The organism is Pseudonocardia sp. T1-2H (assembly GCF_038039215.1).
Taxonomy (GTDB): Bacteria; Actinomycetota; Actinomycetes; order Mycobacteriales; family Pseudonocardiaceae; genus Pseudonocardia.
The window spans coordinates 5023573-5042581 of record NZ_JBBPCL010000001.1; the positions used below are offsets into that span (position 1 = coordinate 5023573).

At 70.2% G+C, this 19009-nt stretch carries 19 protein-coding genes and 1 pseudogene; 7 read left to right on the forward strand and 13 right to left on the reverse strand.

All coding sequences use genetic code 11. From position 1 onward, the window contains the following. Nucleotides 1–26 precede the first annotated feature (26 nt). On the reverse strand, nt 27–983 hold the full coding sequence (locus WBK50_RS24770; protein WP_341337904.1) for a cyclase family protein: 957 nt from the start codon (nt 981–983) through the stop codon (nt 27–29). 756 nt (nt 984–1739) lie between these two features. Between WBK50_RS24770 and WBK50_RS24775 the strand changes: the two genes are divergently transcribed. Together WBK50_RS24775 and WBK50_RS35385 are read left to right on the forward strand one after the other, a co-directional pair. Then, nucleotides 1740–3380 (forward strand): flavin-containing monooxygenase, encoded by a 1641-nt coding sequence (locus WBK50_RS24775; RefSeq protein WP_341337905.1) that lies wholly within the window; start codon nt 1740–1742, stop codon nt 3378–3380. Continuing rightward, entirely contained in the window at nt 3310–3762 is a 453-nt protein-coding gene (locus tag WBK50_RS35385; protein ID WP_445942300.1) for a serine hydrolase, read from the forward strand. Before WBK50_RS24775 ends, WBK50_RS35385 begins: the two co-directional genes overlap by 71 nt. Before the next feature lie 32 nt (nt 3763–3794). Here WBK50_RS35385 and WBK50_RS24785 read toward each other — a convergent pair whose 3' ends face one another. The 6 genes from WBK50_RS24785 to WBK50_RS24810 all read right to left on the reverse strand — a co-directional run bounded on the left by WBK50_RS24785 (nt 3795) and on the right by WBK50_RS24810 (nt 9318). Beyond that, on the reverse strand, nt 3795–4622 hold the full coding sequence (locus tag WBK50_RS24785) for a LuxR C-terminal-related transcriptional regulator (protein WP_341337907.1): 828 nt from the start codon (nt 4620–4622) through the stop codon (nt 3795–3797). After that, nucleotides 4619–6448, reverse strand: coding sequence for a hypothetical protein (locus WBK50_RS24790; RefSeq protein ID WP_341337908.1), 1830 nt, complete (start codon nt 6446–6448; stop codon nt 4619–4621). Before WBK50_RS24790 ends, WBK50_RS24785 begins: the two co-directional genes overlap by 4 nt. A gap of 661 nt (nt 6449–7109) precedes the next feature. After that, a complete protein-coding gene (locus tag WBK50_RS24795; RefSeq protein ID WP_341335148.1) occupies nt 7110–8018 on the reverse strand; it encodes an IS5 family transposase in 909 nt (302 codons plus the stop codon). A gap of 192 nt (nt 8019–8210) precedes the next feature. Further along, nucleotides 8211–8408, reverse strand: coding sequence for an FCD domain-containing protein (locus WBK50_RS24800; RefSeq protein WP_341339495.1), 198 nt, complete (start codon nt 8406–8408; stop codon nt 8211–8213). Further along, nucleotides 8393–8668: an FCD domain-containing protein gene (locus WBK50_RS24805; RefSeq protein WP_341337909.1), complete on the reverse strand. Its 276-nt coding sequence runs from the start codon at nt 8666–8668 to the stop codon at nt 8393–8395. The genes WBK50_RS24800 and WBK50_RS24805 overlap by 16 nt, the downstream gene beginning before the upstream one ends. Beyond that, on the reverse strand, nt 8665–9318 hold the full coding sequence (locus tag WBK50_RS24810; RefSeq protein WP_341337910.1) for a GntR family transcriptional regulator: 654 nt from the start codon (nt 9316–9318) through the stop codon (nt 8665–8667). Before WBK50_RS24810 ends, WBK50_RS24805 begins: the two co-directional genes overlap by 4 nt. Before the next feature lie 32 nt (nt 9319–9350). On the opposite strand from WBK50_RS24810, the gene WBK50_RS24815 reads away from it, so the two are divergent. Continuing rightward, on the forward strand, nt 9351–9581 hold the full coding sequence (locus tag WBK50_RS24815) for a hypothetical protein (RefSeq protein ID WP_341337911.1): 231 nt from the start codon (nt 9351–9353) through the stop codon (nt 9579–9581). Continuing rightward, nucleotides 9571–10611 carry an NAD(P)H-dependent flavin oxidoreductase gene (locus WBK50_RS24820; protein ID WP_341337912.1) on the forward strand — a complete coding sequence of 347 codons (1041 nt, stop codon included), beginning with the start codon at nt 9571–9573 and terminating at the stop codon, nt 10609–10611. Before WBK50_RS24815 ends, WBK50_RS24820 begins: the two co-directional genes overlap by 11 nt. Here WBK50_RS24820 and WBK50_RS24825 read toward each other — a convergent pair. Then, complete coding sequence (locus tag WBK50_RS24825; protein ID WP_341337913.1) at nt 10592–10810, reverse strand: AtuA-related protein; 219 nt, start codon at nt 10808–10810, stop codon at nt 10592–10594. The genes WBK50_RS24820 and WBK50_RS24825 overlap by 20 nt on opposite strands. Nucleotides 10811–11215: 405 nt before the next feature. Between WBK50_RS24825 and WBK50_RS24830 the strand changes: the two genes are divergently transcribed. The 3 genes and pseudogenes from WBK50_RS24830 to WBK50_RS24840 all read left to right on the forward strand — a co-directional run bounded on the left by WBK50_RS24830 (nt 11216) and on the right by WBK50_RS24840 (nt 13305). Beyond that, nucleotides 11216–11959: an SDR family oxidoreductase gene (locus WBK50_RS24830; protein ID WP_341337914.1), complete on the forward strand. Its 744-nt coding sequence runs from the start codon at nt 11216–11218 to the stop codon at nt 11957–11959. A gap of 88 nt (nt 11960–12047) precedes the next feature. Continuing rightward, on the forward strand, nt 12048–12254 hold the full coding sequence (locus tag WBK50_RS24835) for a hypothetical protein (RefSeq protein WP_341337915.1): 207 nt from the start codon (nt 12048–12050) through the stop codon (nt 12252–12254). Nucleotides 12255–12413: 159 nt separating this feature from the next. Next, a pseudogene (locus WBK50_RS24840) lies at nt 12414–13305 on the forward strand (IS5 family transposase). Nucleotides 13306–13319: 14 nt separating this feature from the next. Here WBK50_RS24840 and WBK50_RS24845 read toward each other — a convergent pair. The 5 genes from WBK50_RS24845 to WBK50_RS35390 all read right to left on the reverse strand — a co-directional run bounded on the left by WBK50_RS24845 (nt 13320) and on the right by WBK50_RS35390 (nt 18847). Next, complete coding sequence (locus WBK50_RS24845) at nt 13320–14558, reverse strand: PP2C family protein-serine/threonine phosphatase (RefSeq protein WP_341337917.1); 1239 nt, start codon at nt 14556–14558, stop codon at nt 13320–13322. Nucleotides 14559–14653: 95 nt separating this feature from the next. Then, nucleotides 14654–14857: a hypothetical protein gene (locus WBK50_RS24850; RefSeq protein WP_341337918.1), complete on the reverse strand. Its 204-nt coding sequence runs from the start codon at nt 14855–14857 to the stop codon at nt 14654–14656. A gap of 44 nt (nt 14858–14901) precedes the next feature. Next, nucleotides 14902–16554 (reverse strand): C40 family peptidase, encoded by a 1653-nt coding sequence (locus tag WBK50_RS24855; protein ID WP_341337919.1) that lies wholly within the window; start codon nt 16552–16554, stop codon nt 14902–14904. A 44-nt stretch (nt 16555–16598) separates the two neighbouring features. Beyond that, the gene (locus WBK50_RS24860) at nt 16599–17321 is read right to left on the reverse strand and encodes a class F sortase (RefSeq protein ID WP_341337920.1); all 723 of its coding nucleotides are present in this window, start codon (nt 17319–17321) and stop codon (nt 16599–16601) included. Next, nucleotides 17318–18847, reverse strand: coding sequence for an ice-binding family protein (locus tag WBK50_RS35390; protein WP_445942301.1), 1530 nt, complete (start codon nt 18845–18847; stop codon nt 17318–17320). Before WBK50_RS35390 ends, WBK50_RS24860 begins: the two co-directional genes overlap by 4 nt. Between the last annotated feature and the right edge of the window lie 162 nt (nt 18848–19009).

The window sequence follows — 19009 nt, forward strand, 5'->3', positions numbered from 1 at the left end:
GACACTGTCGGGCGCGAGTCCCGCGGTCAGAATGTGGCGATCGGGTTGACCGGGCTGCCGGACGTACCGGCGAAGCGGACCGGCGCGACTGCGAGATGGAAGTCCCACTGGCCGAGCTCGGCAGCCGTCGTCGCGCACACCTCCAGGTCGCAGTTGTCGAGCAGCCACAGACCCATCGCAACGAGGCTCACGGCGTGAACCGGCATCAACACGTCTTCGTACCCCGACGGCTGAACGTCCTGGGGGGTGTCAGCGCCGATCAGCGCGACCTCCCGTTCATGCAGCCACGGCAGGCAGGACGCGTGCCAGCCGGCCTGCGTGAAACCGCTGGCCTCACCGGCCTCGTGCCGGACGCGGCCATAGCCCGTCCGCAGGAGTACCGCATCGCCGGATCGCACCCGCACACCCTGGCGACGCTCGGCCTCCTCGAGATCGTCGGGAAACACTCCCTGCCCCGGTTCCAACCACGGCACATCGCGGACCCTCGCAATGTCCAGCAGGACACCACGCGTGATGATCCCGTTCGCCGCCGCCGTGACGGCCGCCCACGCCGATCCCGTTGCGGCGTCGACCAACGAGTGCGACCGCCCGTTGTACATCGTGCCGTCCCAGAAGATGTGGCACGGCGAGTCGACGTGGGTGAGGGTGTTGCCGTGGAACGTGATGCCGAGCCGCTCGGACGAAAAGCCCCAGCGCCGGTCGGCGCGGAATCCGGGCACCGGCATGTCCTCGGCACCCGGCATGTCGGCGGCGCACGGGCACGTCGTCGTCGACCGCTCCATGTCTTCCGGTACGGCAACCTCCCATGCGCACGACACGCTCCTGCCGTGGCGCACGGCCCGCGCCGCCGCCAGCCGGACGTCGTCGGTGATGTGGTTCAGAGTGCCGAGCTCGTCGTCGTCGTCCCACCGTCCCCAGTTCGACAGCGTGTCGAAGTACCCGAGCACGTCGTCCTGTGTGGGCACCGGCCGCCCTGCCGTCATCCCAGCATCGACTCCCCCGGTCACGCGGTTCGAGGCACCAAGGCTCGCTGAACTGGCATGACACTAGATCAGCGGGCCAGCAGTCGGCCGGTCAGGAGATAAGGGACGGCACACCTGTGGTGCGGTGGCACCGGTAGCCGTTGATATTGCGTGCGAGGTACTGCTGGCGCAGTTACAGAATGACAAAGCTTTGTAAGAGCGTGTTTGAGGAGATCAACTACTGGTGGTGAAGGTGCGTCGCTGCTGGCGGGTGATGGTGTTGATCGCGGCCCAGCGGATCATGGCCTCGGAGATGGCGGGATCGCGTTCGTAGTCACGGCCGGCCTCCGGTCTTCACCTCCGGCAGCAGCGGCTCGATCAGAGCCCCCTGCGCGTCTCTGGTGTCCGAGGGGTACCGGCTGCGTCGTGCCACCCGCCCAGAGTTGATCACACGGCGGGTGAGTCACGCAGATACGCCGATCCTTCTCAAACGCGCTCTCAGCTAGATCACTGCAGGTCAGCCGCCATCGTTTCAGCCGTCCACATTGTTCAATCCGACCTAGGGAGCAGTCAGGATGGCGGGCAAGTTCGAGGTCTACCTGGACCGGGGCGGCAAGTACGAGATTTGATGCTGGCACCCCCGCCCCAGGTCACTACCCGCTCGGGTGGGTCGATGAAGCCGTGCTCCTCCCACTCTGAGACGGACGACACAGACGTCGCGGGTGATCGGCTGACGAAAGCCAACTCCGGGCGTCGCGGATCCGAGGAGTGGGAACGATGACGTCTGACACCGACGGGGCCGGCCGGAGCACGAACGGTCAGGTGACCGAGGAGCTCGATGCCGTGGTGCTGGGAGCCGGCGTGGCCGGCCTGTACCAACTCCATCAGCTGCGTGAGCAGGGCCTGCGCGTGAAGGCGTTCGACGCCGCAGGCGACGTGGGCGGCACCTGGTGGTGGAACCGCTACCCGGGCGCTCGGTTCGACTCCGAGGGCTACATCTACCAGTACCTGTTCGACGAGAAGCTCTACAAGGACTGGAGCTGGAGCCAGAAGTTCCCAGGCCAGCCTGAGATCGAGCAGTGGATGCACTACATCACCGATCGGCTCGACCTCCGTAAGGACATCACGTTCGGCACGAAGATCACTGCCGCCCACTTCGACGAGGAACGCGGCCGATGGACGGTGCACACCGACCGGGGCGACGTCGTCGACACCCAGTTCTTCATCTCGTGTGCCGGCATGCTCTCGGCGCCGCTCAAGAACATCGAGGGCACCGACTCCTTCAGCGGCGAGCTCGCGTTCAGCTCGTCCTACCCTGCCGAGGGTCTCGACTTGGCCGGCAAGCGGGTCGGCGTGGTCGGCGTCGGCGCCACCGGCATCCAGATCATCCAGACCATCGCTTCCGAGGTCGGGCATCTGACCGTGTTCGCCCGTGGTCCGCAGTATGTGCTTCCGATGAAGAACCCGACCTACACGAAGGATGATCAGGACTGGTACAAGAGCCGCTTCGAGGAGCTGCGCTCGACGATCCCGCACACGTTCACCGGTTTCGAGTACGACTTCGAGCACACCTGGGCGAACTGCACACCGCAGCAGCGCCAGGACATCCTGGAAGAGATCTACCAGGACGGGTCGCTGAAGCTGTGGCTGGCCGGGTTCGGCGAGATCTTCTTCACCGAGGAGGTCAGCGAGGCCGTCTCTGAGTTCGTCCGCGCCAAGATGCGGGACCGCTTGAAGGACCAGCATCTGATCGACACCCTGGTCCCGACCGACTACGGGTTCGGCACGCACCGGGTGCCGCTGGAGAACGGCTACCTGGAGGTCTACCACCAGGAAAACGTCGATCTGGTCAACGTGCGGGACAACCCGATCGCGCAGATCCGACCGGAGGGCATCGAGCTGTCGGACGGCACCGTCGTCGACCTCGACGTGATCATCCTGGCGACCGGGTTCGACGCCGGCACCGGCGCGCTGACCCGCATCGACATCCGCGGCCGCGAGGGGCGCTCGCTCGCCGACGAGTGGGGCCGCGACATCCGCACCACCATGGGACTGGCCAAGCACGGCTACCCCAACCTGCTCACCACCGCGGCCCCGCTCGCCCCGTCGGCGGCTCTGTGCAACATGACCACCTGCCTGCAGCAGCAGACCGAGTGGATCTCCGGCGCGATCAAGGATCTGAAGGCGGACGGCAAGACGACCATCGAACCGACCGCCGAGGGCGAGGACGCCTGGGTCGCCCACCACGAGGAACTGGTCAACGCCACCCTCGTGCCGAAGACGACCTCCTGGTACCTGGGCTCGAACGTGCCGGGCAAGCCGCGCCGGCTGCTGTCCTACATCGGCGGTGTCGGCACCTACCGACAGAAGTGCGACGACGAGGCCGCCAACGGCTACCCGACGTTCACGCGGACCTGACCAGATCCCCCTCACACTGAGAGAGAGCGGGCGGCTGGACTTCGACGCCCCCGTCGCGCAGTTCTGCCCGGAGTTCGCCGATCTTCAGGTGTTCGACGGGTTCGACGGCGACACCCCGCGGCTGCGTGCGCCGCGGACCCAGGCCACGGTCCGCAACCTGGTCACACACACCTCGGGTCTGGGCTACTGCCCCGGGCGGGCGAAAGGCCGGGACCGGCGCCTGGGCAGGCCTGTTCAACACGCACTTCTGGGTAGACCGCACCAGCGGTATCTGCGCGTCGATCTACACCAACTCGCTGCCGTTCGTCACACCGGAGGCGTTCGCGCTCTACGGCGAGTTCGAGCAGGCCCTCTACGCCTCGTTGTGAGGGCCTCCTCGTGAGCAGTGACCCGGGCCGGGCAACTAGGCCCGGGTCAGCCCAGCAGGCCCTGTCGGCGAGCCACCGACACGGCCTCGGTGCGGTTGCCGGCGCCGAGCTTGCTGTAGATGTTCTTGAGGTACCACTTCACCGTGTTCACGGTGACTCCGATCGCAGAGGCGATCTGCTGGTTGCCGCGACCGAGGTCGAGCATCTGCAGGATCTCGCGTTCCCGCCCAGTCAAATCCGCCGGCGAGGGAGCATCGTCCCGGTCCGCGACGGCGAGCACCGCTTCGAGTTGCTCGACGGCTGGCAGGGTGTCCGCCGAGGCCCCCTCACGCGCTCGAGCGGTGACTCGTTCGAGCACGGCTCGGACCTCCGGCCCACCTTCGCGCACGAGCTGGGGCGTCCCCCTGGCCACCACGCGGTCCAGGACGCCGGCGAGGGTGCGCTCGGCGGCCATGAACCGCGACGCCCGCTCCCGGATGCCGGCGAGCTGGACCGACATTTCGACCGCCGTCCGCAACTGGCCCCACCGCCGGGCCTCCACGATCAGGTCTTGGACCAGCGCGATCGCCCGCTCATGATCACCCTCGGCCGAGTGCACCGCGGCCAGCGACGAGGTACGGAGCTGGTCGATCCGGGTTCCGATGCCGCCGTGCCGGACGGATCCTTCCGGCAGATCCCTGGCCACTCGCCGAGCCTCCCGGATCCGGCCGCGCGCCAGGAGCTGGGATATCCGCTCCGCACCGACCGCGGTGCGTAACCGCGTCAGCCCGAGACGGTCGGCGACCTGCGCACCCTCGAGGAGCAGCTCGGCCGCCTCGTCCGCGGCGCCGCGACCGGCCTTGATCCGGGCGAGCAGAGCGAAGCTGGCGATCATGAAGTCGACGACCCCGCTCTCTGCGCCGCTTCCCCGCTCTCCGCCAGCAGCCGCTCCGCCTCGTCGAGCTGGCCACGCACATAGTGCAGCTCGCCGAGCAGTGCACCGGCCAGCTGCGCGGCGTGCGACCGCCGCCCGGCCGACTCCCGGGCCAGTACGACCGCACCCTGCAGGTGCGCTTCCGCACCGGTCGTGTCGAGTTGCGACAGTGCGGCCATACCGGCGAAGCAGCGCCCATAGACACCGGCGAACGGACCGGTCGTGCGGTCGTGGAAGCGACGCGCCCACTGCTGTCGCTCCCGCGCCGCCGCAAACCGCATCGCGTGGATGTCGCAGAACGACTGGATGTTCGCCGCGACAGCCACAACCCACGGCCGGTAGCTCTGCGAGCGGTCCAGGCTCATGCGGACCAGCCCCTCGGCCCGGTCGGTGCGGTCGCCGTAGATGTCGATGCACGCCTGAACGACGTCGGCCTCGCTGCGCATCTCACCGTGCTCGTCGTGACAATCCTCGTCGTCGCGGTGCCCGTCACCTCCGGGCAGCACCGAGCGCAGGACGTCGAGGGACGACTGCGCCGCCTCGGGGCGCTGCAGCAGGCAGTTCGCCCACGACACCGCCATCAGCAGCGCGGGGCGGTCGTCGGCGGCCGTAGCCGGCAACCGTCCGAGCAGGCCCAGGAGGCTGACCATCCGACTGTGCTCGACCAGCGGCATCGCGTGCTGCTCGACGAGATCGGTGGCCCGTTCGACATCACCACCGGCCAACGCGTGGTCGACGGCCTCGGACACCAGGTCGTGCTCGGCGAACCACACTGACGCCCTGGCGTGCAGTCCCGCCGCTCGGCCGGGATGGTCGCGCTCCAGCCGCCGCCGCAGGTAGTCGGCGAACAGGTGGTGATAGCGGAACCACTCCCGCTCGCCGTCCAGCGGGCGCAGGAACAGGTCCCGGCTCTCCAGCTCCTCCAACATCGCCTGCCCGTCGCCGCGCTCAGCGAGCACGCCGGCGAGATCCCCGCAGAGGCGATCGCACACCGAGGTCGCGAGCAGGAAGTCCAGGACGTCAGGCGCGAGCGCATCGAGCACGTTCTCCGCGAGGTACTCCCCGACCGAATGGTGCCGTCCTGAGAAGCCGCTGATCAGCGCGTTCGGGTCGTCGCTGTCCCGCAACGACAACGACACCAGCTGCAGGGCGGCGACCCAGCCGTCGGTGCCTTCGGACAGTCGCGCGACATCGGCACCGTCGAGCCGCAGGCCATTCAGCTCGACCAGGAACTCCCTGGCCTCGTCCAGGTCGAAGCGCAGCACGTCGGCGTCGATCTCCACCAGCTGATTCCGCACCCGCAACCGGCTCAACGGCAGTTGCGGGCGACGACGGCTGGTCAGCACGATCGACAGGTTCGGCGGCGCGAAGTCCAGCAGGTGTACCAACGCCCGTCGCACCGCGGCGTCCTCGACGACGTGCCAGTCGTCGAAGGCCAGCACGAATCCGCCCTGGTGCTCACCGATGAGCTCGAGCAGGACCGACAGCGTGTAGCCCTGCATGTCCTCGGAACCCTGCTCGATCAGCTCGACCAGATCGTCGATCGCCTCCGCGGCGCCCGGGAGCACCCGCCGTACCGCCTCCAGTAGGTGTGTCAGGAACCAGTGCGGGGCGTTGTCGTCGCGATGCAGCCCCAGCCACGCGACCGACGCGCCGGCGTTCTGCAGGACCTCCAGCCACTGGACCGCCAAGGTGGTCTTGCCGTAGCCCGCCGGGGCGTGGATCACCGTCAGCTGCCGCCCGGCGCTGCCACGCAGCCCGTCCAGCAACCGCCGCCGCTCGATCACGTTGCGGACGTGGGTCGGAGCCCGGAATCGGGCCGACGGGGTGCGGGGACGCCCCGCGGCGAGAAGGGCGCCCGGACCTGTGGCTTGGTCGTCGTCATCGACTGCCCTCCTCGCCGACGGCCCCGTCAGCGCGACCCTCATCACCGGCCCCGACTACGCGGTAGCCGACGCGGGAACCCCTCAGCGGACGAACTCGCTCACGAACGCCAGCCAGGTGACCCCGACCACAGTGTCCGCCCCGTCGAGCCGGTTGCCCACCCGAATGGGTAGTCGAGAGCACTGAGCTTTTTCCGACCTGGCCGGATCGGCGGACGATCGGACCGCCTCGAGGTGTTCCGGCACCGGCGCGCTGTCTCGACCGCAGGTCACGCCATTGCGGCCGACGGGCCAGCTTCCCAGTCCCTCTGGCCTGACCTGCGAGGATGTTAGGTTGGCAAAGGCTGAGCGGGTCTCGCCCGCCGTACACACGCACCCGCAGAGCGCCACTCGCGAGGGTCTCGATGTTCCCGCGAGCGCGCCTGGTTCCGGTGCCAGGAGCTGACCGAGGAGATCGTCATGGTCGATTTCCTACTGCCCCACTCGCACGGCGCTGTCTGGCTGTGCGGCAAGGCGCGGCGGAATCTCCAAGGCGTCGGGGTCGGTGACGACGTCTAGGCCGTGTTTAAGAAGTTCTGGCGGCGAGGGCGCGTAGCCAGATGTTGATGGTGGCGATGTGCACCGTGGCCTCGTAGCGCAGCGCCAACTTGTCGTACCGGGTGGCGAGGGCGCGGTGCTGTTTGAGCAGGTTGATCCCGCACTCCACGGCGTGGCGCTGTCGATAGACGATCTCGTCGAAGGCGGGTGGGCGTCCACCGGCAGAGCCTCGGGCTTGTCGGTGGGCGTGCTGGTCGACCTTGACCGGGATCGTCGCGGCGATCTTGCGGCTGCGCAGGTAGCCGCGGTTCGCCTTCGACGAGTAGGCCTTATCGGCCAGCACCCGGTCCGGGCGCGTGCGTGGTCGTCCCGGCCCGAGCCGGGGCACCCGCAACGCGTCGAGGACCGCGATGAACTGCGGTGAGTCACCGCGCTGACCCGCGGTGATCAACGCAGCCAGCGGGCCACGGCCCTGTTCACAGGCCAGATGGACCTTGGTGGTCCAGCCTCCGCGGGAGCGCCCCAACCCGTGATCGGCCGGTTCGTCACCGGGCGGCTCGACCTGAGCGGCCGGATTGCGGCGGGCCCCGGCGGCGTGGTGGTGGGCGCGGTTGATCGTGGAGTCGACCGAGACGTCCCAACGGATCAGCCCGCCGGCGTCGGCCCAGGCCAGCAGCGTCGACCACACCAACGCCCACACGTTCTGACGCTGCCAGCGTCGGAACAGCTGATAGATCGACTGCCAGTGTCCGTAGCGTTCGGGCACGTCGCGCCACGGGGCGCCGACGCGGGTCCGCCACCGGATGCCGTCGATCAACCTGCGGCGGGGCCACTTCCGCGGTCGGCCCCTGCCCGTCGGGGCCGGGAGCAGCGGTTCCAGGATCCGCCACTGCCGGTCCGTCAGGTCCTTACGTGCTCCGATCGATAGGCTGCGCAACGAGGTCTCCGGGCGGGCGGTCTTCTTGGTCGTTGATCACCTACCGGAGACCTCACCCATGTCCGCGCACCGACACGCCCACCGCGGCCGCCCGCCGACTTCTTAAACAGCTCCTAGCAGCGCCGGGCGGGGAGTGGCCAGCGCCCGCCGCGAGCGCCGCCGCGGCCCCCGCGTGACCGCGCAGCGGCTGGTTCAGCCCTCGCGCAGCAGCGCGGTGTCGGAGACTGCGGCCATCGCGGTCGCCGCCGCTTCAGCATCGCCGGCCCGGATCGCGTCGGCCACCTTGCGGTGCGCCAGCAGCGATTCCTCGGGCCGACCGGGCTGTGCCAGCGACTCGATGCGGCTCTCCCGGATCAGCTCGGCGATCTCGGTCATCAGGCCGGCGAGCAGCCCGGAGTGCGCCGCCGCGGTGACAGCGGCGTGGAAGTGCTCGTCTCCCCCACCCCCCGCTCGCCCTGGGCGATCTCGCGGGCCATCAGCGCCAGGGCATCGTCGATGGCCTCGAGATCCTCGAGCGTGCACCGCCGGGCGGCGAGCGCGGCGAGCTTCACCTCGAGGGCCTCCCGTGCCTCGATGACCTCCCGCAGCCGGTTGCGGCGAGCGCGCAGCGCGGCCAGGATCTGCCGCTCCGCCGGGACGTCGAGGATCACCGGCCGTCGCCGTGCCGCACGTCGATGACGCCCTGCACCTCGAGTGCGACCAGCGCCTGGCTCACCGATGCCCGGCTGACGCCCAGCTGGGTGGCGAGCTCGCGCTCGGCCGGGAGGTCGTCGTCGTCACGGTGCCGCTGGCGGCGCTCGGGTCGCACACCAACACCCTCGCGGGGCGGACCGCGATCGCGGTCGGGACGGACCGCGGCCCCCGCGACGTCGTCGGGACGCTCCTCGACGCCCTCGCCGCGAAGGTCGACGACTGCACCCCGGGTGACGCGAGCAGCAGCAAGGAGTACCTCGCGGACGCGATCGTCTCGCTGGTCATCGCCGAGCTGGTCGACATCGTCCCGCAGGGCGCAGGCGACGACCTCGCCGACCGCGTGCTCGCTCACTGCCTGGCGCACCTGCCCGATCCGGGGCTCAAGGTCGAGTCGGTCGGGCGGGCGCTCGGGGTGGCACCTGAGCCGCGCCCTGAAGGCCGAGTTCGGCATGACCGCGAGCGAGATCCGCCGGTCGGGCCGCTGGGAACGTGGCGGGCCTCGCCCGCTGCCGGAGCGGCCGCGCCTCGTCGGGACCGAGCCACTGCGCCGTCCGGCCACGGGCTGACCGGACGTCACCGGCAGACCCCGGTCGACACGACCGTCCATCACTGTCCACTGTGTACCGACAAGGAGTTCCCATGACCACGAGCGCGCAGAAGGTCGCGATCGTCACCGGTGCGTCGCGCGGCATCGGAGCCGGCGTCGTCGAGGGCTATCGCAAGCAGGTGGCGGCCGTCGTCAACGCCATCCACCATTCCGCCGGCGTGACGAAATCCAGATCGAGCTGTTCTACCGCGAGAACCACCCGTAGCACCGCCCGACGCGATCCGCTCGGTGGTCCGACAGACAGGAACCAGCATGTTCGGTGACGCATCCATCCCCACCCAGCTGACCCGCGAGTACGGGCTGCGCCACCCGTTCGTCAGCGCGGGCATGGGGTTCGTTGCCTACGAGCGGCTGGCGGCCGCGGTGGCCGAGGCTGGCGGGCTGGGGATGCTGGGCGCCACGCCGGATCCGCCGGAGAGCCTGGAGGTGATGGTGGGCCGGCTGCGCGCGGTGACCACTGGCGCATGGGGGGTGGACCTGATCCACGCGCAGACCGGGTTGGGCCCGGCCTGCCACGACGGGCACATCGAGGCCTGTGCGCGGCTGCGCGTGCCGTTGGTGGTCTTCCACCACGACCTGCCGTCCGCGGAGTGGGTGCGGCGGCTCGTCGCGGCCGGCGCCCGGGTGTGGATGCAGGTGTCCTCGGTGGAGCTGGCGGTCGGTGCGCTGCAGCTGGGGGTACACGGGCTGGTCGCGCAGGGCAGTGAGGCGGGTGGCCACGCCCGGGGCACGGTCCCGCTGCTCGCGCTGCTCGACCAGGTCCGGCGCCGGGCGGGGGACGTGCTGCTGCTGGCCGCCGGCGGCATCAGCGACGGTGCCGCGGTGGCGGCCGCGCTGCGGGCCGGCGCCGACGGGGTGTGGGTGGGCACCCGGATGGTGGCGGCCGAGGAGGCCTACGCCCACCGGGAGTACCAGGCCCGGCTGGTCGCCTCCCCCGGCGCCACGGTGCGCACCACCAAGTTCGGCCCGGAGTGGCCCGACCAGCCGTACCGGCTGCTGGCGACGGCCTTCGCGCAGGGCCAGCCGGCGCCGCCAACAGAGCAGGGCGCCGAGGCGCCGATCGGGCACACCCGGCTGTTCCCGCACTCCGCGAACGTGCCCTACGGCATGCCGCCGTACTGCGCGCTGCCGCCCACCCCCGACACCGCCGGCAACTGGGACCTGATGGCCTACCCCGCCGGGCAGGGCGTCGGCGCGGTACGCGCGGTGGCGCCGGCCGCCGACATCATCGCCGAGATGATGGCCGAGGCGGCGGCGGAGCTGGCCAGGCCGCTCACCCAGCCGGGCCGGTGAGGGGCGCCGGGGACTCGACGGGCGCGATCGGCAGGGCGGGCAGCCGCGAGGCGAGCGTCTTGCCGTGGCTGTCCAGGGCGAGGGAGGCGGTGATCCCGCCGTCCACCACCTGCTGGCAGACGAAGTGCAGCGCTGCCAGGATGGGCAGCTCGTAGCGCACCACCTGGCCCGCCACGAACCCGGCCAGATGCGCGCGCACCCGCGCCGCAGTGACCTCCCGTGGGCCGCGGACCGCGCGTGTTCCCTACGGGTCTTGCGCCGTGTTGGCCAGCGACGTCGTGTCCCTCTGTCCTCCTCGCGAGGTGCCGGTGTGTCGTGAGAAGGACAGGACAGGCGCCCGCCCCGTGACATGGGGGTTGTCACTGCCTTTCCTGCGGATCCGCCGTCACAGATCCGCGGGCCGTCCTGTCCTCGCCGCCGACGCCGCCCCGCCACAGCGTGGCGGCAGGACCGCGTTCTGCATTCGACCCGTTGCGGCCGCGCGGCCCTTCACCCGCCGCGGGTGATGAGCCGAAGCACCGGTCGGTAAACCGTGGTCGGGTGATCGACCTGTCGGTCGCGACGCGGTGGGGATGCCCGGGCCGTTCGGATGAAGGGATACGTCGTGAAGGTCGTTGTGATCGGTGGGACAGGGCTGATCGGGTCGAAGCTGGTGGCCAAACTGGGCGAGCACGGCCACGAGGCGGTGCCCGCTGCCCCGAACACCGGGGTGAACACGCTGACCGGTGAGGGGCTCGCGGAAGCTCTCGAGGGCGCGGCGGTCGTGGTGGACGTGGCGAACTCCCCGTCGTTCGCCGACGACGCGGTGCTGGAGTTCTTCCGGACCTCCACCACCAACCTGCTCAGGTACTCCGCGAAGGCCGGGGTCGGGCACTACGTGGCGCTGTCGGTGGTCGGGACGGACGGGCTGTCGGAGTCGGGCTACTTCCGCGCGAAGATCGCCCAGGAGCAGCTGATCCGCGAGTCGGGCCGCCCGTACTCGATCGTGCACGCCACCCAGTTCTTCGAGTTCGTCAAGTCCATCGCGGACCTCAGCACGGTCGATGGCAAGGTCCACCTCCCGCCGGTTCTGATCCAGCCGATGGCGGCCGACGACGTGGCCGCCGCGGTCGGCCGCGTCGCGGTGGGAGAGCCGCTGAACGGGATCCGTGAGGTCGGTGGCCCGGAGCAGTTCCGGCTCGACGAGCTGGTGCGCAAGGGCCTCGCGGCGAAGGGCGACCCGCGCGAGGTGGTCGCCGACGAACAGGCCCGCTACTCCGGGGCGCGGCTCAGCGAGCGAACGCTGGTCCCGGGTCCGGACGCCCAGCTCGGGGGGATCACCTTCGACATGTGGCTCGCCCCGCAGTGAGCGCAGGCCGATAGGACGCCGGGTACCGGCCGCCCGCAGCCGCGGTCGCCCGGTACCGCCCCGGCGCCGGCCGCACCCCTGAATGCTGGTGACGGGCACGTGTACCGATCCCATATGCACCGCGCGCGGCGGGCGTGTCACCCTGGCCTCGCCCGTAGTCGGCATCAGCCGGCGAGTACCGGCCGAGAACCTCCGCGACCCCGACAGCGTCGATCAGCGCCGCGCGGCCGTCGGCCTCGACCCGATGGCCAAGTACCTGGCGCTGATGCGCGAGCCACCACCGGAACAGCCGTAGGCCGGGCCGATTCGGCGAGGCTGGCGTCCTCATGGCCATTGCACCGGCTGTCCTGATCAACCCTGGCTCGCCTCCGGGTAGTCGGCCCGCGTCAAAGGCCGAGGCCATTTAGGGCGTGTCCTGTAAGGGATCTGAGCTGGTCTGATTGATCATGGCCGGGTGGTCGGTCGTGGCGAGCTGACAGACAGGGCGTGGGCACGGATTGAGCCGCTGCTGCCCGCGGTGGCCGGGAACGGCCGCCGCTGGCGCGACCACCGCCAGGTGATCAACGCGATCCTGTGGAAGCTGCGTACCGGTGCGCCCTGGAGGGACCTTCCCGAGCGCTACGGACCCTGGAAGACCGCCCATGAACGCCTGCGGCGCTGGACCGCGGACGGAACCTGGGACCGGATCCTCGACGAAGCCGTGATCAAGGACGACTCCGTCGGTGCCGTCGAGTGGACCATCAGCGTCGACTCCACCCACGTCCGAGCCCACCAGCATGCCGCCGGGGCCCGGAAAAGGGGGCTGCACCAGCGCCTGGATCGAAGACCTCGCCGTCGACGGCGAAGCCCTCGGCCGATCCCGCGGCGGGCTGACCAGCAAGATTCACCTTGCCGTCGACGGCCGCGGCCTGCCAATGTCGGTTCTACTCACCCCTGGCCAGGCCGGGGACAACCCGCAACTGCTGCCGCTGCTCGATGAGATCTCGGTCCGTCGCGATGGACCCGGCCGCCCGCGCAAGCGACCGGACCGGGTCGTGGCAGACAAGGCCTACTCCCACCCCTCCACGAGAGCGGCCATGCGTCGGCGCGGGATCGGGTTCACCAGCCCCGAACGCGACGACCAGATCGCCCGCCGCCACGCCAAAGGCTCCCGCGGCGGGCGCCCACCCGCCTTCGACCCGGCCGTCTACGCCGGCCGCAACGTCGTCGAACGCTGCTTCAACCGGCTCAAACAGTTCCGCGACCTGGCCACCCGCTACGCCAAGCGGGCCGCCTACTTCCGAGCCGAGATCACCATCGCCGCGACGATCCTCTGGCTCCGCCAGGACTTACAGGACACGCCCTAGCCGACCTGCCCCGTTCAACGGGTACGGCCCTCGGCGATGTTGGCACCGTGGAAGCTGTCCCGGCCTCGGGGTGGTCCCCCGTGCCAGTCCAGACAGACGACCGTCGCGTCATCGCGCAGGTCCCCACCCGTCGCCCGCATCACCGCCTGGCCGAGGGTGTGGACGACCTCGCGGGGATGCAGATTGCCACTGTGCGCGAGCGCCTCGGGGACGTCGAGATGTGCCGCGTTGCGTTCCAACATGCCGTCGGTGACGAACACGACCCGGTCGCCGGGCTCGAGCAGGAAGCGCTGCAACCGGAACGACCTGCCCGGATAGAGACCGAACGGGATGTCGATGTCGAGTTCGATCTCGTCGACCTGGTTCTCGCGCAGGCGCAAGGGAAACGGATGACCGGCATTGACGATGGTCGTGCGACCGGTGCTCAGGTCGACACACATGACTTGCCCGGTGACGAACTGCCCCGGCGAGGAGTGAGCGGCGAGCGCGTCGTTCGCGTTTCGAACCTGCTCGGCGAGACCCACGCCGCGCCGGCGTTCGTTGCGCAGGCTGCCGACCAGCAGGGTGGCCAGGAGCGCGGCCTGCACGTCGTGACCGGCGGCGTCGGTGATCGAGACCTGTAGCGAGTGCTGGTCGAGGGAGTAGTCGAAAGTGTCGCCACCCACGGAGCTGGCAGGTTCCAGCCAGCCGGCAACCGTGAACTGTCCTGCCTCACAGGTGAATGCGGCAGGCAACAGTCGCCGTTGGATTTCTGCGGCCAGGGTGAACGGCGTGGAACGTTGACCCCATTCGAACAGGTCTGTGTGACGACGGTTCGCGACCACGATATAGGCCAGGGCATGACCGGCCGCCGCGATGTCCGAGACGGTCTGCTCATCGGGAGCGTAGGGCAGGATTAGCTCGATCAACCCGATGGCGTCACCACGATCGGTGACGGGTACCACCAGGTGCGCCCCCTGATCCGTCGAGCACACGTCTACCTGCTGGGTCGTCAGCACCCGCTCGTAGACGGTGCCGCGGAGCTGGACCTGTTCCGCGCCCGGGAACCGTGTGGTCGTCGCGCCGACGACGGCTCTGCCCATACGGAACACCGCGTGCCCGGTGAAGTCGGCGATCAGGAAGCTGACCTTCCGGGCCCCGACCGCAGCCGCGAGCTCGTCCGCGACCACCTCGACCGCCTGAACCGGCGAGGCGGCCTCCGCCTTTTCCAGCAATGCGCGAAGGTCGGCCCGCGGGTCCCGGTGGTCTCGCACCAGCGAACCTTAGAGGGATCTCGTTCCAATTGCCTATCGCGGGGCCGTCGAGAAGTGCTCGGACCGTGAACGATCAACCTCACTGCGGAACTGAATCATCGCTCCTGATCGCGGCGCAGTAGGCGCGGTGGCGTCGCATCTGCGTCCGCCACGGCGTGCCTCTGCCTGCGCACTTCGATGAGCAGCCGGACCAGGCCGCCCCCGACGCCGTCATCGACAAGTGGATCCTCATGCGGCGCCGACGCGGCCATCGCGTCGATCAGGCGGTCGTCCTCCATCACGGCGTCGAGGCGGACCACTGGTGCGGTCCCGGCGGTCGTCTGCGGGGACTCCGAAGCCGGCTTCATGACAGATGCTGCCCGTCCGAACCGAGCAGGAGCGCAACGAGCTGGCCGGTCCGGGGATCGCGGAGAAGTACGGGTCGGGCCGGAGATGCCGGACGTCCCAGCACCGGGACGGGTGCTAACGGTGCCGGCGCCACAACGCTCGAACGCGATGGGGTTGGGATCGGTAGCGGTACCGGCGGCGTCCTCGTCGGGGCTGGCGGTCGCGGCGTCGTCGTCGGCGGAGAGGTCGGCGGAGAGGTCGGCGCTGGTTGAGTGGTCGGCGGCGTCTCCGTCGGCCGGGAGGTCGTCGGCTGCGGAGTTGCCGGTTGGGGTGTTGTCGGGAGGGGCACCGACGGTGCTGGTGCCGCCGGCGTCGAGGTGGTCGCCGTGGGCTCTGCTGGGCGCGTGGCCAAGGTCGTTGACGCCGCAGGCGATGGCGGGCGGGCGATGGCCGCCGGAAGTGCTGTCCTGGTCGGAGCCGGCACGGCCCGGGGTGACACGGCTCGGATCAGTTGATGTACGGGTTCGGGAACGAACGGCAGCAAGCCGGGCCGGCCGGACGGACGGGTTGCGCCGAGGTAGTCGTCACCGGGCCACCGGTAGCGGGCGGTCTTCACCAGCTCACCGAAAGTCGGCGCGTTGATCATCTCGTCGTCGCCGATGTAGAGGCCCACGTGGTGGACCCGGTCGGGCGTTCCGTAGAAGACCAGGTCGCCCGCCTGCAGTGGTGTTCCGGCCGGCAGCCGTGGCCCGGCCTCGTACTGGGTCTGGGCGGTCCGTGGGGTGAAGACACCGGCAGCGACGTAGGCCGCGTGTGTCAGGCCCGAGCAGTCGAAGCCGGAGTCGCCGCGGCCCGGCCCGTTCCCACCCCAGACATAGGGCAGCCCGAGCTGCGCGGTGGCGAAGTCGACCGCTGCCGTGGCGGCCGCAGCGCTGGCGGCGCTCATGTGGTCGAGAGCGGTGGCATCGGGGCCGGTGAGAGAAGGCACCACACCGCCGGCGTAGGCACGGGCCCACGCCAGCACGGCCGCGACATAGGTCGACGAGGGGTTGTAGCGGTGAAGTGCGGCAGCCAGCTGCGCCGGATCCGACAGCGTGCCTGCGCCCGCGCAGAGATAGCGGCCGGCGGCCAGGGCGGCGTCGTTGATGTTGTGCGGATCGCCGCGGCCGTAGGCCCTCCACGTGGCCGGGAGAAACTGCATCGGACCTCGCGCCCGCTCCCATTCCGCGCCGGCCGTGCTGGAGGGGATCGCCGCCCAGCCGTGTGAACCGTCCAGGCTCGGCCCGAGGATCGGTTCCAGGGTCGTCCCAGCGGAGTCGACGAGCCCACCGTTCGCGTGGTCGGACTCCATCTTCCCGATCGCGGCCAGCATCCACCACGTGACGGCGCATCCGGGCTCAGCCGCGGCGAGGACAGCCTCGGCGCGCTGGTAGGCGGTCAGGATCACATCCGGGATGTTCTGTGAGCGGTGCGCGAAGGGCGGCGCGGCGGACTCCTGCTGGGCGGCGGAGTGGAGCTCGCCGACGTCGGCGACACGGTGGAACGCCGCGCTGCTGTGCTGAGAGCCGGCCGTGTCGGCGCTCGACAGCGGTTCGGCGAGCACCGCTACAGCGACCACGACGCAGACCCGTAGAGCGTCACCCTTACGGGAGGCGGTGGTTCTGGACATGAGGCACGGCCCTTCGTCGACTTCCGGTGGTGCCGAGAACGGGCTCAGTTCTGAACTGCAGGTGGCGCGACGGTGCCGACCAGCGTGGTGTAGGCGACGACGTTCGAGCGGTAGCTCCGGGCCTCGTGGTCGAACTCGCCTCCGCAGGTGACGAGGACCAGCGCACTGTTGCCGTGTGCCCCGTAGACCTGCTCGGCCGGGAACTGGTCCTTCGGATACGTCGCCACCTCGGTGACCGCGAAACGAGCGACGGCGCCGTCGGTCAGGGTCACCTCGACCGCGTCGCCGGCCTGCAGGGTCCGCAGCCGGAAGAACACCGCGGGGCCCCGGAAGGAGTCGACGTGGCCGAGGATCACCGCCGAACCGAGCTGACCGGGTGCCGTCCCGAGCCGGTACCACCCCGGCTTCTGGAAATCGGTCGGCACCTCGACCGTCTCGTCCGGATTGAGCCCGAGCTCGGACACCGGCACCGAGACGTCGATGGCCGGAATCCGAAGCTCGACGGGGGCCGAGCGCTGAGCCAGGGGGAACACCGCGGCCGGATCGGCTCCGGTCTCTCCCAGCGACGGTAGCGCGCCGCCGACCCCGGCCGGCGCTGGTTCCGCGGTCGGCGCGACCGGGACGGGGAGCCCGGTCCTGTCCTGCAGGCCCGTGACGAACAGCCCGCCCGCGAGGAGCAGCAGGACAGCACTCGCGATCCACCATCGCCCCGCCCGCTTCCCTGCTCCCCCGCGCGGGCTCAGCACAGGCGATGTCATCTGCTTCATGCAGTCTCGCCGCGACCATCGGGACGAGAGCCCAGGTCGCCCACCCGTCGTCGGCGGACCGCTACACCGGCCGCCACTACAGCGCCGGTCAAGGCGACACCAACCGCGATGAACTGCGCGGCTGCCGGAACAGCCTGGTCACCGTCGCCGGACGCTCCGCCGGCTCCTGTCTCGGGATGGCCGCGAGGGATGATCACAGTGCCATTGCCAGAGCCGTTACCGGAGCCCGTACCGGACCCGCCGGTGCTCGAGCCACCGTCACCACCGCTGGCTGAGCCACCCTTGCCGCCGCTGGCCGAACCACCGGTGCCACCCGAGCCGCCGTTCCCGCCGGCTCCGCCCGCGCCGCCAGGGGCGGGCGCTGCAGTCGTGGTCGTGGTGGTGCTGTGACCGGGGTGGCCATGACCGTGCCCGTTACCCGGTCCACCCGGTCCACCCGGTCCACCCGGTCCACCCGGTCCACCCGGTCCACCCGGTCCACCCGGTCCACCCGGTCCACCTGGCCCACCCGGTCCACCGGGCCGCCTGGTCGCCGTCGTCGTGACCGGCGGCTGCTTGGTCGTCGTTGTGGTCGGCTCGGTGGTCGTGGTCGTCGTGGTGGTCGGCTCGGTCGTCGTGGTCGTCGTGGTGGGCTCGGTGGTCGTGGTGGTGGGCTCGGTGGTCGTGGTGGTCGGCTCGGTGGTCGTGGTGGTCGGCTCGGTGGTCGTGGTGGTCGGCTCGGTGGTCGTCGTGGTCGGCTCGGTCGTCGTCGTGGTCGGCGTCGTGGTGGTGGTCGGCGGGGTTCCAGCTCCCGGGCAGCCGGCTGACCCGATGACGTTGTTGTCCAGGGTGACTGCGCCGTTGCGGGCCAGCACGCGCCCCTGTACCGACGCACCGGTCTGCACGGTGATCGAGGCCAGTGCCATGACGGTTCCGACGAAGTCGGTGCCGGTGCCCAGGGTTGCGGAGCTGCCGACCTGCCAGAACACGTTGCAGGCGTTGGCGCCGTTGGTCAGCGAAACCCTGCTGTTGGAGGCGGTGATCAGCGTCGAGTCGGCCTGGAAGATCCATACGGCGCCGGGGATGCCCTGGCCGTCCAGGGTGAGTGTTCCGGTCAGGCCGAGAGTGCCGTTGTGGTAGACCCCGTCGGTCAGGGTCCTGCCGCCGAGTTCTACCGCGGCCAGTTCGGTCGCCGGCCGGCCGGCCGCGTTGTTGTACGCCGCGACCAGATCGGACTTGGCCTGGGCCGCGACGGCATCGGCGGAGTGCTGGGTCCCGTTGACAGTCCCCGGCGGGAAGCCGGTGATCGCGGTGCCCGGGTGGACCCCCAGATCACCGGTGACATCCGACGGCCCGGTGTTGGTCACCTCCGAGCCGGCCAGCACAGCGAAGCTGTCCGCCGTGCCCAGCGGAACCCTCGTTGTCGCCGCCTGCGCAGTACCCGCGAACACCACCATGAGCGTTGCCGACAACAAGGCGACGGCGCCCGCGAGCGCGGCGCCGACACACCGACGTTTCGAATCGTGCGTGACGGTGAAACGAGTCATTTCCGGTTACCCCTAGCCTGAGCGATGGTGACGACCCAGGCGTGGCGCCGCTTTCGATGAATGAGTGGGTTCAGGACGACGCCAACGGGCATGGTCGGACGACCGGAGCGGACTGCGGCGCGCTTGAACCAGCGGTGGCGGTGCGTGTGTGTGGCGCCCGAG